Annotated in this window: 19 protein-coding genes; 13 read left to right on the top strand and 6 right to left on the bottom strand. The window is 66.3% G+C overall.

Annotated features, from left to right (window positions below; translation table 11 throughout):
- Positions 1-31 precede the first annotated feature (31 nt).
- Genes phrB through HALZIN_RS0101085 form a run of 6 tightly spaced genes read left to right on the top strand, consistent with a single transcriptional unit; the run spans position 32 to position 6,137 of the window.
- Positions 32-1,447, top strand: coding sequence for a deoxyribodipyrimidine photo-lyase (gene phrB, locus HALZIN_RS0101110; RefSeq protein WP_031382420.1), 1,416 nt, complete (start codon positions 32-34; stop codon positions 1,445-1,447).
- Positions 1,448-1,496: 49 nt separating this feature from the next.
- Positions 1,497-1,925, top strand: a complete 429-nt coding sequence (locus HALZIN_RS0101105; RefSeq protein WP_031382419.1) for a nuclear transport factor 2 family protein — start codon at positions 1,497-1,499, stop codon at positions 1,923-1,925.
- 45 nt (positions 1,926-1,970) lie between these two features.
- The gene (locus tag HALZIN_RS0101100; RefSeq protein ID WP_031382418.1) at positions 1,971-2,768 is read left to right on the top strand and encodes an SDR family NAD(P)-dependent oxidoreductase; all 798 of its coding nucleotides are present in this window, start codon (positions 1,971-1,973) and stop codon (positions 2,766-2,768) included.
- The gene (locus tag HALZIN_RS0101095) at positions 2,768-4,075 is read left to right on the top strand and encodes an NAD(P)/FAD-dependent oxidoreductase (RefSeq protein ID WP_031382417.1); all 1,308 of its coding nucleotides are present in this window, start codon (positions 2,768-2,770) and stop codon (positions 4,073-4,075) included. The genes HALZIN_RS0101100 and HALZIN_RS0101095 overlap by 1 nt, the downstream gene beginning before the upstream one ends.
- Positions 4,072-4,860, top strand: coding sequence for a DUF1365 domain-containing protein (locus tag HALZIN_RS0101090; RefSeq protein WP_031382416.1), 789 nt, complete (start codon positions 4,072-4,074; stop codon positions 4,858-4,860). The genes HALZIN_RS0101095 and HALZIN_RS0101090 overlap by 4 nt, the downstream gene beginning before the upstream one ends.
- Positions 4,857-6,137 carry an SAM-dependent methyltransferase gene (locus HALZIN_RS0101085; protein WP_031382415.1) on the top strand — a complete coding sequence of 427 codons (1,281 nt, stop codon included), beginning with the start codon at positions 4,857-4,859 and terminating at the stop codon, positions 6,135-6,137. The genes HALZIN_RS0101090 and HALZIN_RS0101085 overlap by 4 nt, the downstream gene beginning before the upstream one ends.
- A gap of 18 nt (positions 6,138-6,155) precedes the next feature.
- Here HALZIN_RS0101085 and HALZIN_RS0101080 read toward each other — a convergent pair whose 3' ends face one another.
- Positions 6,156-8,009 (bottom strand): putative bifunctional diguanylate cyclase/phosphodiesterase, encoded by a 1,854-nt coding sequence (locus HALZIN_RS0101080; RefSeq protein ID WP_031382414.1) that lies wholly within the window; start codon positions 8,007-8,009, stop codon positions 6,156-6,158.
- On the opposite strand from HALZIN_RS0101080, the gene HALZIN_RS17750 reads away from it, so the two are divergent.
- From HALZIN_RS17750 to fabB, 3 genes are all read left to right on the top strand, one after another.
- Positions 8,008-8,196, top strand: a complete 189-nt coding sequence (locus tag HALZIN_RS17750; protein WP_150113065.1) for a hypothetical protein — start codon at positions 8,008-8,010, stop codon at positions 8,194-8,196. The genes HALZIN_RS0101080 and HALZIN_RS17750 overlap by 2 nt on opposite strands.
- A gap of 197 nt (positions 8,197-8,393) precedes the next feature.
- Positions 8,394-8,909, top strand: a complete 516-nt coding sequence (fabA, locus tag HALZIN_RS0101075; protein ID WP_031382413.1) for a 3-hydroxyacyl-[acyl-carrier-protein] dehydratase FabA — start codon at positions 8,394-8,396, stop codon at positions 8,907-8,909.
- A gap of 13 nt (positions 8,910-8,922) precedes the next feature.
- Positions 8,923-10,140, top strand: a complete 1,218-nt coding sequence (gene fabB, locus HALZIN_RS0101070) for a beta-ketoacyl-ACP synthase I (protein ID WP_031382412.1) — start codon at positions 8,923-8,925, stop codon at positions 10,138-10,140.
- Between the two features lie 128 nt (positions 10,141-10,268).
- Here fabB and HALZIN_RS0101065 read toward each other — a convergent pair whose 3' ends face one another.
- On the bottom strand, positions 10,269-11,648 hold the full coding sequence (locus HALZIN_RS0101065) for an L-serine ammonia-lyase (protein ID WP_031382411.1): 1,380 nt from the start codon (positions 11,646-11,648) through the stop codon (positions 10,269-10,271).
- A 142-nt stretch (positions 11,649-11,790) separates the two neighbouring features.
- On the opposite strand from HALZIN_RS0101065, the gene HALZIN_RS0101060 reads away from it, so the two are divergent.
- Positions 11,791-12,711: a LysR substrate-binding domain-containing protein gene (locus tag HALZIN_RS0101060; protein ID WP_031382410.1), complete on the top strand. Its 921-nt coding sequence runs from the start codon at positions 11,791-11,793 to the stop codon at positions 12,709-12,711.
- An 88-nt stretch (positions 12,712-12,799) separates the two neighbouring features.
- On the opposite strand, the gene rpoD is transcribed toward HALZIN_RS0101060, so the two are convergent.
- The 3 genes from rpoD to rpsU form a co-directional block, all read right to left on the bottom strand.
- Complete coding sequence (gene rpoD / locus HALZIN_RS0101055; RefSeq protein WP_031382409.1) at positions 12,800-14,644, bottom strand: RNA polymerase sigma factor RpoD; 1,845 nt, start codon at positions 14,642-14,644, stop codon at positions 12,800-12,802.
- A 292-nt stretch (positions 14,645-14,936) separates the two neighbouring features.
- The gene (gene dnaG / locus HALZIN_RS0101050) at positions 14,937-16,766 is read right to left on the bottom strand and encodes a DNA primase (RefSeq protein WP_031382408.1); all 1,830 of its coding nucleotides are present in this window, start codon (positions 16,764-16,766) and stop codon (positions 14,937-14,939) included.
- Positions 16,767-16,914: 148 nt separating this feature from the next.
- Positions 16,915-17,130 carry a 30S ribosomal protein S21 gene (gene rpsU / locus HALZIN_RS0101045; protein ID WP_031382407.1) on the bottom strand — a complete coding sequence of 72 codons (216 nt, stop codon included), beginning with the start codon at positions 17,128-17,130 and terminating at the stop codon, positions 16,915-16,917.
- A gap of 277 nt (positions 17,131-17,407) precedes the next feature.
- On the opposite strand from rpsU, the gene tsaD reads away from it, so the two are divergent.
- Positions 17,408-18,445, top strand: a complete 1,038-nt coding sequence (gene tsaD / locus HALZIN_RS0101040; RefSeq protein ID WP_031382406.1) for a tRNA (adenosine(37)-N6)-threonylcarbamoyltransferase complex transferase subunit TsaD — start codon at positions 17,408-17,410, stop codon at positions 18,443-18,445.
- Positions 18,446-18,749: 304 nt separating this feature from the next.
- On the opposite strand, the gene HALZIN_RS0101035 is transcribed toward tsaD, so the two are convergent.
- Positions 18,750-19,349 (bottom strand): glycerol-3-phosphate acyltransferase, encoded by a 600-nt coding sequence (locus HALZIN_RS0101035; protein ID WP_031382405.1) that lies wholly within the window; start codon positions 19,347-19,349, stop codon positions 18,750-18,752.
- A gap of 96 nt (positions 19,350-19,445) precedes the next feature.
- Here HALZIN_RS0101035 and folB point away from each other — a divergent pair, with 96 nt between their 5' ends.
- Together folB and folK are read left to right on the top strand one after the other, a co-directional pair.
- Positions 19,446-19,802: a dihydroneopterin aldolase gene (gene folB / locus HALZIN_RS0101030; RefSeq protein ID WP_031382404.1), complete on the top strand. Its 357-nt coding sequence runs from the start codon at positions 19,446-19,448 to the stop codon at positions 19,800-19,802.
- On the top strand, positions 19,799-20,317 hold the full coding sequence (gene folK / locus HALZIN_RS0101025) for a 2-amino-4-hydroxy-6-hydroxymethyldihydropteridine diphosphokinase (RefSeq protein ID WP_031382403.1): 519 nt from the start codon (positions 19,799-19,801) through the stop codon (positions 20,315-20,317). The genes folB and folK overlap by 4 nt, the downstream gene beginning before the upstream one ends.
- Positions 20,318-20,326: the final 9 nt, after the last annotated feature.

Here is a 20,326-nt window from a genome sequence, read left to right as displayed (position 1 = left end):
AGCCGGCCCATGCCGGCGACAGGAGGCGTCAATGGCCCGCCAATTGATGTGGTTTCGCAGCGACCTGCGCACCCTCGACAACACCGCGCTGGCCGCCGCAGCTCGGCGCGGCCCGGTGATCGCGGTCTTCCTGCACTGCCCCGAGCAGTGGCGCGGGCATGGCCACGGCGCCAACAAGATCGATTTCCTGCGCCGCGGTGTAAAGGCGCTGCGCGACGCCCTGGCCGGGCTCAACATTCCGCTCGTCCAGCGCGACATCGGGCGCTTCGAGGCCGCGCCGCAGGCGCTCGTCGCGCTGGCCCGCGAACACCATGCCGAGGCGCTGCACTTCAATCGCGAATACCCGCTCGACGAGCGTCGCCGCGACGCCGCGGTGGGCGACGCCTGCCAGGCGATCGGGCTCAGCGTGCACGGCTACACCGACGGGCTGGCCTTCGAACCGGGCGAACTGCTTAGCGGCCAGGGTGATTACTACCGGGTCTTCACGCCGTTCGCCAAGGCCTGGCACCGCCGCATCGACGCCGCGCGCCTGGCGCTGCGCGATACGCCCGCTCCCCAGACTCGCCAGCCGATCGCCGGCGATCCCCTGCCCGAGGCGCCCGAATACCCGGAGCGCCCGGTCGATGCCGCGCTGTGGCCCGCCGGCCAGGAAGCCGCCGCCGACCGGCTGGCGCGTTTTCTGCGCTTTCGTGCGCGCCACTACGCCGAACAACGCGACCGTCCGGCGCTGGCCGGTACCAGCGAGCTGTCGCCCTACCTGGCGCTGGGCATGCTCTCGCCGCGCCAGTGCCTGCAGGCTGCGATGAGCGAGAACGACGGTCATCTCGGCGATGGCGACAAGGGACTGACCAGCTGGATCAATGAGCTGGTGTGGCGCGAGTTCTACCAGCACATCGTCGTCGGCTTTCCCGAGGTGTGCCGTTACCGGCCCTTCCAGACGCATACCGACAAGCTCGCCTGGCGTCACGACGACGCGAATTTCGCCGCCTGGTGCGAGGGGCGTACCGGCTATCCGCTGGTCGACGCAGCGATGCGCCAGCTGGTGCAGACCGGCTGGATGCACAATCGCCTGCGCATGGTGACGGCGATGTTCCTGACCAAGCACCTGTTGATCGACTGGCGGCGTGGCGAGGCGTTCTTCCTGGGTCACCTGGTCGACGGCGAGTTCGCCGCCAACAATGGCGGCTGGCAGTGGGCGGCCTCCACGGGCACCGATGCGGCGCCCTATTTCCGCATCTTCAACCCCACCACTCAGGCCAGCCGCTTCGATCCCGACGGCCGATTCATCGCGCACTACCTGCCCGAGCTCGCCGACTTGCCGGCCAGGGCACGCCACGCCCCGCCGCGCGATGGCCTCGGCACCAACGGCTACCCGGCGCCGATCGTCGATCACAAGGCCGCTCGCCTGCGGGCGCTCGACGCCTTCAAGGCGCTTGCCAACGTCTGACCCGCCGGCGCAAGGCGGCGCACCGTCTTAATACGACAAGGAGAAAGCGATGGTCATCGACCCGCCATTGGAGGCCTTTTGCACCTTCTACAAAAAATTGGACAAAAGCTGTACAAAAAATCTGCCCGAGATTTACACTGAGGATATCCGCTTCATCGATCCATTCCAGCGGATCGACGGCCTCGCGGCACTGACCGGCTACTTCGACGCGCTCTACGCCAGGCTCGAATACATCCATTTCGAGTTTACCCAGCGTCAGCGACACGCCGATCAGGCGTTCGTCTGCTGGACCTTGACCCTGGTGCATCCAAAGCTGGCCAGCGGCCGTAAGGTAGCGGTAGAGGGCTGTTCGCGATTGCGCTTCCGGGGCGATCGGGTCTGCGAACACCACGACTACTTCGATGCCGGCGCCCTGCTCTATGAGCACCTGCCATTGTTCGGTACGGCTATTCGCTGGCTCAAGCGGCGCCTGGCCTGAACCGCAGCTCGCTCGTCGAGCGCCCCGCTGATGAGGAGGATCGAGATGACAGTATTGAGCGGACAGCGGCGCATCTGGCTGACCGGCGCCAGCTCGGGCATCGGCCTGGCGCTGGCCCGGCGACTGCTCGCGCAGGGCCACCGCGTGGCGCTCAGCGCGCGGCGTCGCGAGCCGCTCGAGCGACTGGCCAGCGGCTACCCCGACGCACTGGTCGTGCCCTGCGACATCACCGACCACGGCTCGGTCGCCGAGGCCGCCCGCCGCATCGACACGGCCTTCGCCGGCCTCGACCTGCTGCTCCACGACGCGGGTACCTGCGAATATCTCGACGCTCGCCACTTCGACCTGGCGCTGATCGAGCGCGTGCTGGAGGTCAACCTGCACGGCGCGCTGAAGGTCATCGACGCCGGCCTGCCGTTGCTGCGCCGCGCCCGCGACGAGCACGCCGGCCGGCCACTACTGGCCGCGGTATCCAGCGCCGCGGCCTACCTGCCGCTGCCACGGGCCGAAGCCTATGGCGCGTCCAAGGCCGCGCTCAGCCATTTCCTCGAGTCGCTGCGCATCGACCTGGCCGACGAGGCGATCGACGTCAGCGTGATTCACCCCGGCTTCGTCGAGACCCCGCTCACCGCGCGCAACGATTTCGCCATGCCCCTGCGCCTCGACGCCGATAGCGCCGTCGATGCGATTCTCGAAGGTCTCGAGCGGCGCGACCTGGACGTGCATTTCCCGCGCCGTTTCACATATCTGATCAAGCTGCTGGGCAGCCTGCCGCCGGGGCTGCGCCTGCGCCTGGGGCGGCGCATCGCCGGGCGCAAGCGTCGTACGCAGGCGGGCGCGTAATGGCCAGCGGGCAACGCATCGCCGTGATCGGCAGCGGGATCAGCGGCCTGAGCGCCGCCCATTACCTGTCGGCGCAGCATCGGGTCTCGCTGTTCGAAGCCGCGCCGCGCCTGGGCGGACACACCGCCACCGTCGAGGTATCGCTGGCGGGTCGCGATTATGCCATCGATACCGGCTTCATCGTCTTCAACGACCGCACCTATCCCCACTTCCAGCGCCTGCTGGCAGAGCTGGATGTCGCCTCCCAAGCCACCGAAATGAGCTTCTCGGTGCACGAGGCCCACCGCGACTTCGAATACAATGGTCATTCCCTGCGCTCGCTGTTCGCCCAGCGCCGCAATCTCGTCAGCCCGCCCTTCTATCGCCTGCTCGGCGACATCCTGCGCTTCAATCGCGCGGCCAGCGACGATCTCGACGCCGGACGGCTCGATCCGACCATAACGCTGGGCGAGTATCTCGACGCCGCCGGTTTTGGCGACGCCTTCCGCAGGTATTATCTGCTGCCCATGGGCGCAGCCATCTGGTCGGCGAGCATCAGCGAACTGACGCGCTTTCCGGTGGCGTTCTTCGTGCGCTTCTTTCGCAACCATGGCTTGTTGTCGCTCAGCGACCGGCCGCAGTGGCGGACCCTGACCGGTGGCTCGAGCCGCTATATTCCGGCGCTGACCCGACGCTACGCCGAGCGCATTCATCAGCGCTGCGCGGTCTCGCGCATCCGTCGCGACGCAGGCGGCGTCGATCTGAACACGGCGCTGGGTGCGGCGCGCTTCGATCAGGTGGTGCTGGCCTGCCACGCCGACCAGGCGCTGGCGCTGCTCGGCGATCCCAGCCCGGCCGAGCGCGAGATCCTCGCCGCCATCCCCTACCGCGACAACACGGTCGTGCTGCATACCGACACCCGGCTGTTGCCGCGTCGCCGCCGAGCCTGGGCGAGCTGGAACTATCGCCTCGACGGCCGCGCCGACGAGGCGCAGGCCGCCGTGACCTACAACATGAACATCCTCCAGCGGCTGTCGGCGCCCGAGACCTTGTGCGTGACGCTCAACGACACCGCAGCCATCGATCCCGCGCGGGTGCTGGGGCGCTACCGCTATGCGCACCCCACCTTTACCCGCGCAGGCGAAACGGCCCGGGCGCGCCATGCGGAGATTTCGCAGCCGCGGCTGCGCACCCATTATTGCGGCGCCTACTGGCGCAACGGCTTCCACGAGGATGGGGTGTGGAGCGCCCTGCGCGTGGCCCGCGCCCTGCAGCAGCCAGGAGCCGACGAAAGCGCCTGGCATGCCCGCGCGGAGACGACGCCATGATCGCCACGCCGCGCAGTTGCATCTACCGTGGTCAACTTCGTCATCGGCGCTTCGTACCGTGCGGACATGCCTTCAGCTACCAGTTGTGGATGGCCTGGCTGGATCTCGACGAGCTGCCGCGGCTGTTCACCCAGGTGCCCGGCTTCAGTGCGCAGCGCAGCGCGCTGGCGCGCTATCGCCGCGAGGATTACCTGGCCCCTCACGATCGCCCGCTCAAGCAGGCAGTGCGCGAGCGACTGGCCAGCGAGCTGGGCGGCGACCTGGCCGCGGCGGCGGATGGCCGGGTGTGCATGCTCGCCCAGTTGCGGCTGTGCGGCGTGACCTTCAATCCGCTCACCCTCTACTACGCCTATGACCGCCACGAGCGACTGCGCGCGGTCCTCGGCGAGGTCACCAACACGCCCTGGGGCGAACGCCACGTCTACGCCTGTGCCGTCGATCCTGCCCGTCATCTGCACGGTGCAACGTTCACCAAGGCGCTGCACGTGTCGCCGTTCAATCCCATGGACATGGACTACCGGTGGCGCTTCAACGCCCCCGGTGAACGCCTCTACCTGCACATGGAGAACTGGCAGGCAGGCACGCGCCATTTCGACGCCACCCTGACGTTGACGGCACGACCGGCAACCCGCCGGGTACTGCTCGAGACGCTGTCCCGCCAGCCGTGGATGAGCCTCAAGACCGTCGCCGCGATTCACTTCGAGGCGCTGCGCCTGTGGGCCAAGCGCGCGCCGGTCTACACTCGCCACCGCCGCGGCTCCGGCCATCGGGAGAATTCGCCATGACCTCGCTTCGCCCGCCCGCCCCACGCCCCGCCAAGCCCTCCGTCTCGGGCGTCGAGCGGCTGGCGTGCTGGCTAAAGCCACGCCTGCTGACCCAGCTCGACCGACTCGAAGGAGGACACATCACGCTGATCGAGGCCGACGGCGAGTGTCGCCAGTTCGGCCGCGGCGGGCCGCTCGCGGCGTGCGTCACCGTGCACCGCGAGCGCACCTGGCGACGTCTGGCGCTGGGCGGCACCGTGGGTGCCGGCGAGGCCTACATGGACGGCGACTGGGACAGCGACGACCTGGTTACGCTGATCCGGCTGTTCGCCGCCAACCTCGAGCGCGTCAACGGCTCGATCGAGAACGGCAGCGCGCGACTCGCCCGCTGGCTGTCCGGCGCGTGGCATACGCTAAAGCGCAATACGCCACGCGGTTCCCGCCGCAACGTCAGCGCCCACTACGACATCGGCAACGAGCTGTTCGAGCTGTTTCTCGACCGCCGTCATCGCATGTATTCGAGCGCGCTGTTCCCGCATGCCGAGGCGAGTCTCGAGGAGGCCTCGACCTGCAAGCTGGAACGCCTGCTCGACACGCTCGATGTCGGCGCCGACCATCATCTGCTGGAAATCGGCACCGGCTGGGGCGGGCTGGCGATCCATGCCGCCCGGACCCGCGGCTGCCGCGTCACCACCACCACCCTCTCCGCCGAACAATACGCGTATGTCGCCCGGCGCATCGCCGAGGAGGGGCTGGAGGATCGCATCACGCTGCTGAAGCAGGATTATCGCCAGCTCGAGGGGCGTTTCGACCGGCTCGTCTCGGTGGAAATGGTCGAGGCTGTCGGCCACCAGTACCTGGGCACCTACCTGGCGACGCTGGATCGGCTGCTCAGCGACGATGGCCTCGCCGCGCTGCAGGCGATCACCATTCGTGATCAGCGCTTCGAAGCCGCCAAGCGCGAGGTCGACTTCATCAAGCGCCATGTGTTTCCGGGCGGCTTTTTGCCGTCGCACAGCGCGATCCTCACGGGGCTGGCGCGGCACACCACATTCAACCTGCTCGATCTCGAGGAGATCGGTCCGCACTATGCACGCACCCTGCGCGAGTGGCGCGAGCGCTTCGAGGCCAATCTTGAAAGCGTGCGCCGGCTCGGCTACGAGGAGCGCTTCATCCGTCTGTGGCGCTACTACCTGTGCTATTGCGAGGGCGGCTTTCTGGAGCGTTCGATCGGCACCTGCCAGTTGCTGCTGGCCAAGCCCGGGGCACGGCGCGGGCCGCTCACCGGCCAGCCATGAGTCTGCGCCAGCGCTCGCTCAGGTCGTCGACGAGGACTTGAGCGCAGCACTCGACGCGGCCTTCAGATAGCGCGCCTCGATGGCCTCGGCCGGCTCCGGCCGGGCGAACAGGAAGCCCTGGGTGATCGGGCAGCCGTGGGCGACCAGGAAATCGCGCTGGGCCTGGGTCTCCACGCCCTCGGCGACCACTTCGAGGCCCAGCCCTTCGGCCATCGCCAGCACCGCAGACACGATGGCGGCATCGGCGACATCCTCGGGCAACGCCCGGATGAAGGCACGATCGAGCTTGAGCTTGTCGATCGGCAGGCGTTTCAGGTAGGCCATCGAGGAATAGCCGGTACCGAAGTCGTCGATGGCGATCGGGTGGCCCTTGGCGCGCAGCGCCTCGAGGCGCGGCGAGATATCCCCCGCGCGCTCGTCGAGCAGCACCGATTCGGTAAGCTCCAGGCCGAGCATGCGCGCCGGCATGCGGTGCCGGGCCAGTGCCGTGGCAAGCCGCGCCTCGAGATCGCCCTGGATCAACTGCAGCGCCGAGATATTGACCCAGATCGGCACCCGCGGCATGCCGCCGGCGTACCAACTGGCCAGTTGGGCGACGGCCCGCTCGATGACCCAGTTGCCGAGCGCGGTCATCAGACCGTGACGTTCGGCCAGTGGAATGAAGTCCCCCGGCGAGACCATGCCCAGCTCGGGATGGCGCCAGCGCAACAGCGCTTCCAGCCCGACCATGTCGCCGTCTTTCAGACGGTGCTGGGTCTGGTAATAGAGTTCCAGTTGATCGCCCTGGGCCAGGGCACGGCGCAGATCGTTGACCATCGCCAGCTGGCGGTCGCCGGCGACTTCCAGCGAGGGCCGAAAGCGCCGATCGTGATTGCGGCCGTGGCGCTTGGCCGAGTACAGCGCCGACTCCAGGCGCTGGAATAGCACCCCTGAATCGTTGCCGTCGTCGGGCGCCCGGCAACTGCCGATGGTCAGGCCCAGGCGCAGCGAGCTGTTGTCGATCTCGAACGGCTCGCTGAGATGCTCGCGCAGCCCGGCGACCCACTTTTCGTGATCGTCGAAGGTGGTGGTACGAATCACCATGAACTCGTCGCCGCCCAGCCGGCCGACGACGCCACCGGCGACGAAGGCCGCCAGCCGCTGGCCGAAGCGCGCCAGCAGGCGATCGCCGCTATCGACGCCCAGGCCGTCGTTGATCGCCTTGAAGCCGTCGATGTCGATCAGCGCCATGTCCAGCCCCTCGCCGGCACGCAGCCGGTGAAGGCGCGAGGTCAGCAGGTCGTGCAGCCGGCGGCGATTGGGCAACCCGGTCAACGGGTCCTCGAAGCCGATCCGCCGCAGGTCCTGTTCGCGCGCCTTGTGCCGGGATATGTCGGTGAACAGGCCGACGTAGTGGCTGATCCGGCCCTTGTCGCCGGTGCACGCCTGGACCCGCAGCCATTCGGGGTACTGATCGCCATGCTTGCGCTGATTCCAGATTTCGCCTTCCCAGCGCCCGATGGCATCCAGGGTCTGCCAGTAGCGTTCATAGAAGGCCTTGTCGTGGCGCCCGGACGACAGCGTCGAGGCATCCAGCCCCAGCACTTCCTCGCGGGTGTAGCCGGTAATCTGGGTGAAGGCCGGGTTCACGCTGATGATGCGGTTGTGCCGGTCGGTAATGATCACTCCATCGCCGGACAGCTTGAGCGCCTCTTCGCTGAGCTGACGGCGACGATGCTCGCGCTTGACCTGGCGCCAGCCATCGAACAGGGCCACCATCACCATGGCCAGCGCGGCCATGCGCAGCGACACCAGCGGCAGCCAGCTCATCGCCGCCAAGGCGGCCAGGCCCATCCAGGTCAGCGGGCGATTAAGGGTGAAGGTGGGCCACATGGCTGCTCGTCTTGAAGGTGGGATTCGCGCGACAAATACTGGCATCATGCCCCGCGCGTCAAGTCTGGCGCAAGCTGCTAGCAGTCTGTCGGATTTGACCGATCGTCGCGAGAAAAGCGGATTTCGAGACAAGTTGATCGATCTGATGAGGCGAATAGCGCGCTATTTAACGAATCAGAGCGAATGAAATTGGCTGAAAGCCCGGGTTTCGCAGCAGATCAGCGTTAAGTCCGACAGGCTGCTAGGCCACTAATGTCGGCATTGCGCGACGCCATCACCCCCGCTAGCCTTGGGGCCGGCGTGCATTCACCTCGCGGTGCCAGTAAACTAGCCCCGTCTGCGCCGAGTGCGTGGCACAACAACTCGGATTCTCGGAATGACTCAGTGACCAAGCAACACTCTTTCAGCTACGAAGAACTGCTGGCGTGCAGCCGCGGCGAACTGTTCGGCCCGGGCAACGCCCAGCTACCGGCTCCCAACATGCTGATGCTCGATCGCATCACGCAGATTCACGAGGCCGGCGGTGAGTACGACAAGGGCGAGTTGATCGCCGAACTGGATATTCACCCCGACCTGTGGTTCTTCGACTGCCACTTTCGGGGCGACCCGGTGATGCCTGGCTGCCTTGGCCTGGATGCCATGTGGCAGCTGGTCGGCTTCTACCTCGGCTGGCTGGGCCATCCGGGCCGCGGACGCGCGCTGGGCTGCGGCGAGGTCAAGTTCTCGGGACAGATCATGCCGGATGCCGACAAGGTCACCTACCGGATCAACCTCAAGCGGATCATTACCCGGCGGTTGATCCTGGGCATCGCCGACGGCACCGTCTCGGTCGACGGTCGCGACATCTACCAGGCCAATGACCTGCGTGTCGGCTTGTTCACCTCCACCGCGAATTTCTGATCAGGAGGCTTCCATGAAACGAGTGGTAGTCACCGGCCTGGGCATCGTTTCCTGCCTCGGCAATGACCAACATCAGGTTTTGGATGCCCTTAGAAGCGGCCGCTCCGGCATTCGCTTCAAGGACGACTACGCCGAACGCGGATTCCGCAGCCATGTCGCCGGCGTGGTCGACATCGACCTGGATGCGCTGGTCGACCGCAAGCTGCGCCGTTTCATGGGCGACGCGGCCGCCTACGCCTATGTATCGATGGCCCAGGCCATCGAGGACGCTGGGCTGACCCCCGAGCAGGTGTCCAACGAGCGTACCGGGCTGATCGCCGGCTCCGGCGGCGCCTCGAGCGCCAATCAGGTCGAGGCCGCCGACGTGTTGCGCGAAAAGGGCCTGCGCCGCGTCGGCCCTTATCGGGTCACGCGCACCATGGGCAGCACCGTGTCGGCGTGCCTGGCCACGCCGTTCCAGATCAAGGGGGTCAATTATTCGATCTCCTCGGCCTGCGCGACCTCCGCCCACTGCATCGGCAATGCCGTCGAGCAGATCCAGCTCGGCAAGCAGGACGTGGTGTTCGCCGGCGGCGGCGAAGAGGAGCACTGGACGCTATCGTGCCTGTTCGACGCCATGGGCGCGCTGACCACCGGCTACAATGACCGCCCCGAGCAGGCCTCGCGGCCCTACGACAAGGGCCGTGATGGCTTCGTCATCGCCGGCGGTGGCGGCATCGTGGTGCTCGAGGAGCTCGAGCACGCCAGGGCGCGCGGCGCCAGGATCTACGCCGAAGTGGTCGGCTACGGCGCGACCTCCGACGGCTACGACATGGTCGCGCCCTCCGGCGAAGGCGCGGCGCGCTGCATGCGCCAGGCCATGGCCACGGTCGACGGCAGCATCGACTACATCAATACCCACGGCACATCGACGCCGGTCGGCGACGTCGCCGAACTCAAGGCGGTCCGCGAGGTATTCGGCGATCGCACCCCGGCGATGAGCTCGACCAAGTCGCTGACCGGCCACTCGCTGGGCGCGACCGGCGTTCAGGAAACGATCTATTCGCTTTTGATGATGGAGCACGGTTTCGTGGCCGCCTCAGCCAATGTCGAGACCCTCGACGATCAGGCCGAAGGCTTCGATATCGTCACTCAACGTCGCGACGACGTGACGCTCGAGCGGGTGCTGTCCAACAGCTTCGGCTTCGGCGGCACCAACGCCTGCCTGGTGCTGCAGCGCCTGCGGGACTAGCCCGCCGCGCTTGACGGATGGCTCAACGAGATCGCCCCGCCTGAGCGGGGCGAATTCATGGGCGATCCGTGCCGGTGCGTTTCAGCACAGCCTGACTGAGGCGGCTTCGCAGTCGCTACGCGGGACCATCAGCATTCGATGGCATTGACCGCCAATCCGCCCCGCGAAGTTTCCTTGTACTTGTCCTGCATGTCGGCGCCGGTATCGCGCATGGTGCGGATCGCCTTGTCGAGCGAAACGAAGTGCTCGCCGTCACCGCGCAGCGCCATCTGCGCGGCATTGATCGCCTTGACCGAGGCGATCGCGTTGCGCTCGATACAGGGCACCTGAACCAGCCCGCCGATCGGGTCGCAGGTCAAGCCCAGGTTGTGCTCGAGGCCGATCTCCGCGGCGTTCTCGACCTGCTCGGGCGAGCCGCCCATGAGTTCGGCGAGACCCGCCGCGGCCATCGCGCAGGCCGAGCCGACCTCGCCCTGACAGCCGACCTCGGCGCCCGAGATCGAGGCGTTCTTCTTGCACAGGATGCCCACCGCCCCCGCGGTAAGCAGGAAATCGACCACGTCACGCTCGCAGGCGTCGGGCTGGAACTTCATGTAGTAGTGCAACACCGCGGGAATGATGCCCGCCGCGCCGTTGGTGGGCGCGGTGACCATGCGCCCGCCGGCGGCGTTTTCCTCGTTGACCGCCAGGGCGAAGACATTGACCCAGTCCATCGCCGAGAACGTCGAGGCGATCAGACTGGGACTGTCCTCGACGGCGATCAGCCGCTGATGCAGTCGCTTGGCGCGGCGTCTGACGTTGAGCCCGCCGGGCAGCATCCCCTCCTTGTCAAAGCCCTGATCGACGCAGGCGCGCATCGCTTCCCAGATTCGCCACAGCCCGTCGCGAATCGTCTGCTCGTCGCGCCACGCCTGCTCGTTGGCGAGCATCAGCTCGCTGATGCGCAACCCGTGAAGGCGGCACAACGCCAACAGTTCGGCGGCCGAATCGAAGTCGTAGGGCAAGCGGGTCGTGTCGCTATCCAATTCGCCGGCCTGGGCCTGACGCTCGTCGATGACGAAGCCGCCGCCCACCGAGTAGTAGGTGTTTCGATACAGCTCACCGGCATGGCCGTGGGCGATCAGCCGCATGGCATTGGGATGGTGCGGCAAGCTGTGCTCGTAGAGTTGCATGTCGCGCGCCCAGACGAAGGGTGTCGCCAGGCGACCGTCGAGCAGCAGGGCCTGCGCCTCGAGCAGCTCCTCGATACAGGGCGAGATGATCGCTGGATCGATATGCTCGGGACGTTCGCCCATCAACCCCATGATCACCGCACGGTCGGTGCCATGACCGATGCCGGTGGCCGACAGCGATCCATACAGTTGCACCTCGATGCGCGCAACACGCTCCAGCAGGTCCGCGCCGCGCAGGCTCTCGACAAAATCATTGGCGGCGCGCATCGGCCCGACGGTATGCGAACTCGAGGGGCCGATGCCGATCTTGAACAGGTCGAACACGCTGATGGCCACGTTGCCTCCCCCTGTCTATGACAGGCTTAAGATCAATATCGCTAAAGCCAAGATTGGCCCGGCGGGTTTGACGCTAGCCTGAACTGGGAGTATATGAGGTACAAGCGAGAATAATTTGCCTATCTTTTAGAATAGCTAAACCATGAGCCGAACACTCAATGCCCAGACCCACGCCTGGCTGAAGGTCTTCGCGGTCAGCGCGCGGCATCTGTCGTTCACCCGTGCCGCCGAGGAGTTGCATGTCACCACCGGCGCGGTCAGCCAGCAGATCAAGCAGCTCGAGGAACGGCTGGGCTTCAAGCTGTTTCGCCGCCTGCCACGCCGCCTGGAACTCACCGACGAAGGCCGGCGCCTGGCCGGCGTGGTCGACGACGCCTACCAGGCGGTGGGTCTCGAGGTTCATCGGCTGCGCTCGGGGCTGATGAGCGGCATCCTGCGACTGCGCGCGGTGCCCTCCTTTCTGGCCAAATGGCTGATGCCGCGCCTGCCGAGGCTGCAGGCACGCTTTCCCGACATCGAACTGCACATTGCCGCCGAGGACAGCAGCCTGTCGCTGCGCGACGGCGATTTCGACCTGGCGATCGATCTCAACGACGGCCACTACCCCGGGCTTGCGATCACCCCGCTGATGGACGAGATGATCTTTCCGGTCTGCGCGCCCGCGCTGATGCGCGGCCGTCCGCCGCTCTCGCGACCCGACGACCTGGCCTACTATCCGCTGCTGCACGACATCACGGCCTGGCGCGGCAGCCACGACTATGCCGAATGGGAGCATTACCTCAAGGCGATCGAGGCCGGTCACGTCAACGTGCGCCGCGGCTACACCTTCAATCGCAACCAGCTGACCATGGAAGCCGCCATCGACGGCATGGGAGTCGCCATCGCCCGCCGCACGCTGATCACCAACGAGCTCAAGACCGGGCAACTGGTGGCCCCGTTCGCGCAACGCGTGGCCACCGACAAGCGCTATGGCATCGTGCACGCTCCTGGCGCGCTGGACGATCGTCGCATACGCGCGGTCCACGACTGGCTGGTCGAGGAAGCAGGTCGTCAGTCAGTCTGAGCCAGCCAATACGCAGCCGCCCATGGATGCGCCACAAAAAAGCCCGCGAGCCAAGCTCGCGGGCTTTTTTGCGTTGTGAGCAACCGAGCTACTCGTCGAGAAACGAGCGCAGCGGCTCCGAGCGGCTGGGGTGGCGCAACTTGCGCAGCGCCTTGGCCTCGATCTGGCGAATCCGCTCGCGGGTGACGTCGAACTGCTTGCCGACCTCCTCGAGGGTGTGGTCGGTGTTCATGTCGATGCCGAAGCGCATGCGCAACACCTTGGCTTCGCGCGCCGTCAGGCCGCCCAGCACGTTGCGCGTGGCTTCGATCAGGCCCTCGCCGGTGGCCATGTCGATCGGCAGCAACATGGTGCCGTCCTCGATGAAGTCGCCGAGATGCGAGTCGTCGTCGTCGCCGATCGGCGTCTCCATGGAGATCGGCTCCTTGGCGATCTTGAGCACCTTGCGGACCTTGTCCTCGGGCATCTCGAGACGCTCGCCGAGCTCCTCGGGGGTCGGCTCGCGCCCCATTTCCTGCAGCATCTGCCGCGACACGCGATTGAGCTTGTTGATGGTCTCGATCATGTGCACCGGAATGCGGATGGTCCGCGCCTGGTCGGCGATCGAACGGGTGATCGCCTGACGGATCCACCAGGTGGCGTAGGTCGAGAACTTGTAGCCGCGCCGATATTCGAACTTGTCGACCGCCTTCATCAGGCCGATGTTACCTTCCTGGATCAGGTCGAGGAACTGCAGGCCGCGATTGGTATACTTCTTGGCGATCGAGATAACCAGACGCAGGTTGGCCTCGACCATTTCCTTCTTGGCGCGACGCGCCTTGGCCTCGCCGATCGACAGCCGACGATTGACCTCCTTGATCTCACCCACCGGCAACTGGATCAGCTCTTCCTCGAAACCGATCTTGCGCTGGGCGCGCTGGATGTCGCCACGAAACGCCTGCAGCTTGTCGGCATACCTGGGATTGCTGGCCAGGAATTCATCCAGCCACTGGCTGTTGGACTCGTTGCCCGGAAAGTTCTTGATGAAGGTCTTGCGCGGCACCTTGGCTTTCTTGACGCAAACCTGAAGAATCATCTTCTCCTGATCGCGGACCTGCTCGACGCTGATCCGTACCTGGTTGACCAGACGCTCGAAATGCTTGGGTACCAGCTTGATCGGCGAGAACAGCTCGGCAAGGCGCGACTGCTCGGCAAGCGTTTCGGCGGCACCCGGGCCATACTTGGCCAGCGCCGCCTTGGCGGCCGCGTTCTGCTCGCGGATCTGCTCGAAGCGCGCGCGCGCCTCTTCGGGATCGGGACCACCGCTGCTCTCTTCTTCCTCGGCGTCGCCATCCTCGTCGTCGCCATCACTCTCGCCATCGCCGCCGCCGGGCACTTCCTCGGGCACTTCCGCCTCGGCGACCCCGGGAATCCCCTCGTCGGGATCGATGAAACCGGAGAACAGGTCGGACAGACGTCCGGGCTGCTCTTCGTCCTGGGTCGCATCGTAGGCTTCGAGGATCGACTCCACCGCACCGGGCAGGTAGGCCAGCGCGGACATCACCTCGCGGGTGCCTTCCTCGATGCGCTTGGCGATCTCGATCTCGCCTTCGCGAGTCAACAGCCCGACGGTACCCATCTCGCGCATGTACATGCGCACCGGGTCCGTGGTCCGACCGACATCGCTCTCCACCGCCGCCAGCGCGGCGACCGCTTCTTCGGCGGCCGATTCGTCGGTCGAATGATCGGACATCATCAGCGCGTCTTCATCGGGCGCCTCCTCAACGACATTGATGCCCATGTCGTTGATCATGCCGATGATGTCTTCCACTTGATCCGGGTCGGCGATATCCTCGGGAAGGTGGTCGTTGACCTCGGCATAGGTCAGGAAGCCCTGTTCCTTGCCGCGCGCGATCAACTCCTTCAGACGTGACTGCTGCGCATTTCCAGCCATAGATACCCTATATCGACGAAGAAGAATGAAGCACCTGAACGATAGGCGGTGAAAATCCAAGTTAGCCCGCAAGTATAGCGGATCAAATCACTCATCCGCCAGTTCGATCTATTTGCGCCGCAATTCAGGTGTGTTAGTTTATCGGGTTACGCTCTCTACTTAGCCCTGTAGATAAGGGCGCCTCGCGTTATTTCAATCCCGCCCCGCTAGCGCCCGAATGAAACCGGACTCCGAGCGATCAACGCCTGGCGATCTGGAGAAGCCCTTAGCGCCTGGCGATCTGGAGAAGCCCTTAGCGCTTGGCGATCTGAAACAGCGCCATAAGCCGTTGACGCTCCTCGCTCGATAGCCGTTTGCCGCTGCGCTGCCTGGCGAGCAGCTCGTTGATCTCCGTCTCCGGCGCCGCGGCCGAACTTTGGCGGCGAAAGTGCTCTATCAGCCCATCGAGCTCGGCGGCCCTGGCCGCACGCGGTATCAACAATTCGCGGCGCGCCAGCGCCTGGAGCCGCTGACCCTCGGCGGTACCGTGAAAGTGCGCCAGCAGTACCTGCGGGCTGCGATAGCGCCCGGCCCGCAACAGCCGGATGACCTCGCGACACAGCGAGCCGTCACTGTCATTATCGGCACACCAGTCGAGTTCTGCAGGCAACCGCTCGACCAGCGTCGGTTCGTGCACCAGCAACTGAAGCGTGCGCGCCATCAATCCGAGCGAGCCATTGCGCGTCGAAGCCGATGCCGTGATGCCCCGCTCGGCCTCGCCCGGCGCGCCCCTGGCGGACGGCTCCGCCCCCTCGGGCGCCTGCGCCTCGCTTTTGCCGCCGGACTCGAGCAGCGCCGCGAAGCGCGACGAATCGATCCCGGTGCGCGTCGCCAGCTCGCCCAGCAACAATGACTTGAGCACGCCCTCGGGCAGACGTCTCAAGGCTTTGAGCACGCCGCTGGCGAAGCGTTCCCGGTCCTCGATCTTTTGCAGGTCGCGCCCCTGCGCCGCCTGCTCGAAGAGAAATTCCGACAGCGGGCTGGCACAGGTGATGCGGTCGTTGAACGCCTCGGGGCCCTCGCGCCGCACCAGGCTGTCCGGATCCTCGCCCTCGGGCAGAAACAAAAAGCGCGCCTGGCGGCCGTCGATCATCTGCGGCAGCACGTTGTCCAGCGCCCGGCGCGCCGCCTGCCGGCCGGCGTTGTCGCCGTCGAAGCAGAACACCACCTCGCCGACCAGCCGGAACAGCCGCTGCAGGTGCTCTTCGCTGGTCGAGGTACCGAGCGTCGCCACGGCGTTGCGAATGCCGAACTGGGCCAGCGCCACGACGTCCATGTAGCCCTCGACGATCACCAGCCGCTCGAGCTGGCGATTGGCCTGGCGCGCCTCGAACAAGCCGTAGAGTTCGCGCCCCTTGTGAAACACCGGGGTCTCGGGCGAATTGAGATACTTGGGCTTGGCGTCGCCCAGCACCCGGCCGCCGAAGCCGAGGGTGCGGCCCTTCCAGTCGCGGATCGGGAACATCACCCGGTCGCGAAAGCGATCGTAGCTGCGCCCGGAGTCCTCGCGGCTTACCAGCAGCCCGTACTCCACCTGCACCGCTTCGCTGACCCCGCGCTCGCTCAGATGACGCTTGAGCGCCTCCCAGTTGTCGGGGGCGTAGCCGATCGCGAAGTCGCGTACCACCTCGGGCGACAACCCGCGATCGTCGAGATAGTCCCGCGCCGCCCGGCCCTCGCTCATCGCCAGACGTTCGCGAAAGAAACTCGCCGACAGCTCGAGCAGGTTGACGCCTTCCTGGCGCTTCTTCTCGCGCGCCTTGGCATGCGGGTCGTCGGCGCCCTCGCGCGGCACCTCCAGCCCCTGGCGCGCGGCGAGCTGCTCGACCGCCTCGGGGAAACGCAGGTTGTCGTGCTCCATCAGAAAGCGCAGCGCATTGCCGTGGGCTCCGCAGCCGAAGCAGTGATAGAACTGCTTGTCCTGACTGACGGTGAACGACGGCGACTTCTCCTGATGAAACGGACACAGTCCCGCATAGTTGCGGCCGGCCTTCTTGAGCGTCACCCGTTCGCCGACAACCTCGACCACATCGGCACGAGCGAGCAAGTCATCGATGAAACGCTGAGGGATCTGACCGGCCATGCGAGGGCTCTATGTGAAAGCTGACGGGATGAGCTGTCCGGAGCGAGGGCGATGCCCTCTGAGGCGCCGGACACAAAAAGCAAACGGCCACCGGATGGCGGCCGCTTGGCGTCCCTCTGAGGCAGACGATGTCCGCCTCCAGTACGTATCAGTACAGCCGTTCGAAACGCTTGCGCTCACGCTGCAACTTCTTGGCGTGACGCTTCACGGCCGCCGCTGCCTTGCGCTTGCGTACTGCGGTCGGCTTTTCGTAGCTCTCGCGACGACGCACTTCGGAGAGCACGCCGGCTTTTTCGCAGGACCGCTTGAAGCGACGCAGGGCGACGTCGAACGGCTCGTTATCACGTACTTTGACAGAAGGCATTAAGCACTCACCTACCTTGAAATCATGAGTTCGATTTTGAACGTGCGCTCGATCCGATCGTCGCATCCCGCCGTTCACAGGGAAACGAACCATCCGGCGATCGGGAAAGACGTTCAGTTCGGGTATTGGGCGCACGACCCAGTCTTGCAGAGTCGGGTATTCTAGTCGCTGCCCACGAGCTTTGCAAACATTGCGCATCGCGCGCCAGCGCCCCTGCCGCCGACGCGGCAAAGCCGGTAGAATGGCCGCTTTCCTGCCGCCAGCGACGAGCCACACCATGCGCATACTGGGGATCGAGACCTCCTGCGACGAGACCGGCGTCGCCCTTTACGACACCGAACGCGGCCTGCTGGCCGATGCCCTCTACAGCCAGGTCGCCATGCATGCCGATTTCGGCGGCGTGGTCCCCGAACTGGCCTCGCGGGATCACACTCGCAAGCTGCTGCCGTTGATCCAGCAGGTACTCGACGACGCCGGCCTGGGGCGCGGCGACCTCGATGGCATCGCCTACACCGCCGGCCCGGGGCTGGTCGGCGCACTGATGGTCGGCGCCAGCACCGCCCACGGCCTGGCCCTAGCGCTGGGCATACCGGTGCTCGGCGTGCACCACATGGAAGGCCACCTGCTCGCGCCGATGCTCGAGGACGAAGCCCCCGCCTTCCCGTTCGTCGCGCTGCTGGTTTCCGGCGGCCATACCCAGCTGGTCGAAGTGCGCGGCCTGGGCGAGTATCGCTTGCTCGGCGAGTCGGTCGACGATGCTGCCGGCGAAGCCTTCGACAAGGCCGCCAAGATGCTCGGCCTGCCCTATCCCGGCGGCCCGCAGGTCGCCAAGCTCGCCGAGGCGGGCGACCCGGCGCGCTTCCGCTTTCCGCGGCCGATGACCGACCGACCGGGGCTCGACTTCAGCTTCTCGGGGCTCAAGACCCACACCCTGACCAGCGTCAATGCATTGCGCGATGCCGGCGAACTCGACGACCGGGGACGCGCCGACATCGCCCGCGCCTTCGAGGAAGCGGTGGTCGACACACTGGTGATCAAGTGCCGGCGCGCGCTCGACCAGACCGGCCTGAAGCGGCTGGTGGTGGCCGGCGGGGTGAGCGCCAACCGGCGGCTGCGCGAGCGCCTGGCCATCGAGGTCGGCAAGCGGCGTGCGCGCACCTATTACCCCCGCGGACGCTTCTGCACCGACAACGGCGCGATGATCGCGTATGTCGGTGCCCAGCGCCTGCTCGCCGGCGAACGCGACGGCACCGCCATGCGCGCCGTACCGCGCTGGCCGTTGGCCGACTTGACGCCACCCACCATCACGGCGTGAAAAGCCCGGCGCGATGATCGCGCTCTTTATGTTCCACCGCCCAGCGCCACCTGCCGTCACTCTTGCGCAGTAACGGCGGACGAAGCAATCGATCAAAAGCGTGGGAGCGAACTTGTTCGCGAGGGGTGAGACACCCGGGCTGCCGCGCCACCGCCATCGGGAATAAATTCCCTCCCACGAGAGCCAGCTCCCCCAAGGCAGGCTTCGACAAGGCCAGCTACAGGCAGGTATTTGTGGGAGTGAACTTGTTCGCGAGGGGTGGACTCAGCCAGGCCATCGGGACTGAAGTCCCTCCCACGAGGGCTCAGTGCATGCCGCCACCCGGATCGGAGCTACGGCCGAGGCGCCGGATATGCCAGACGTGGCGCACCAGCACCAACAGGGCGAAGACGATCACCACCTCCACGTACTCGCGAGCCAGCCACACGCTCGCCAACGGCGCCAATAGCGCCGCACCCAGCGAGGCCACGGCGGCGGTGCGCACCCGCCAGGCGAGCAGCACCCAGCACAGTGCGCACGCCAGCGCCACGTAGGGCGTCAGCACCAGCAGCACGCCAAAGGCGCTGGCCACCGCCCGGCCGCCCTGCAGGCGATACCAGAGCGGATAACTGTGACCCAGCAGCACGCCGAGCCCGACCATGCCCTGGGCCCAGGGCGGCAGCTCGCCGGCGCGGGCCAGCCAAAGCACCGGCATGCCCTTGGTGGCGTCGACGCTCAAGGTCACCAACGCCAGGCGCGGGCCGTAGAGGCGCAGCACGTTGGAGAAACCGGGGTTGCGCGAACCCCGCCAGCGCGGATCGGCCACCCCCGCCAGGCGGCATACCCAGACCGCCCCCAGCAGACCGCCGCACAGGTAGCCGAGCACGACCAGCATGACGAGTTCGACGACATCGATGAGGGGCATGGCGGCTTCCGTAAAATCGCTCGCGGCAATCCCGGGATTCTGCCACTTTGCTGGCGTACAATCGAAGCCCGACTACCAGCGAAGGACTTTTTGACCGTGGATCGCGTGTTGATCGAAGGCCTGGCCGTGGAGACGGTGATCGGCGTCTACGCCTGGGAGCGCAGCATTCGCCAGCGGCTGGTGCTCGATTTGGAGCTGGCCACCGACATCCGCCCCGCCGCGGCCGACGATGACCTGGCACATACGCTGGATTACGCCGCGATCAGCGCGTGCATCGGCGACTTCGCCGCCCACAGCGCTTTCCAGCTGGTGGAGACCTTCGCCGAGCGTCTCGCCGCGTTGCTGCGCGAGGAGTTCGCCATCGCCTGGCTGCGCTTGAGCGTGCGCAAGCCGGGCGCGGTCGCCGAGGCCAGCACGGTCGGCGTGCGCATCGAGCGCGGGCAGCTCACATGACCCAGGTGGTGGTCAGCATCGGCAGCAACATCGAGCGCGAGCATCACGTGCGGCGTTGTCTCGACGCGCTCGCTGCCGACTTCGCGGCATTGCGCATTTCGCGGGTCTTCGAAAGCGAGCCGGTGGGCTTCAAGGACGGTCGCAACTTCTACAACCTGGTCGCCGCCTTCGACAGCCACGCCTCGGTAGGCGAGCTGCAGGCCTGGTGCAAGCGTCTCGAGTACGCCCACGGGCGTCGCGCCGACAGCCCCAAGTTCAGCCCGCGGCGGCTCGACATCGACCTGCTCACGGTCGGCGAGCTGACCGGCTGCATCGACGGCGTCGACCTGCCACGCGACGAGATCACCACCAGTGCCTTCGTTCTTCAGCCGCTCGCCGAGCTCTTGCCCGACGACCGCCATCCGCGCGACAAGAAACGCTATGCCGATCTGTGGGCAGCCTTCGTACCGGGCACGCAACGCCTGTGGCCGGTGGACTTCGCCTGGCGGGGAACGGTGATCTCGCAGGCCGATTGAGGGCAGCAA

The sequence above is a fragment of the Halomonas zincidurans B6 genome (genome assembly GCF_000731955.1).
Taxonomy (GTDB): domain Bacteria; phylum Pseudomonadota; class Gammaproteobacteria; order Pseudomonadales; family Halomonadaceae; genus Modicisalibacter; species Modicisalibacter zincidurans.
This window is presented reverse-complemented; position numbering and strand designations above follow the sequence as displayed.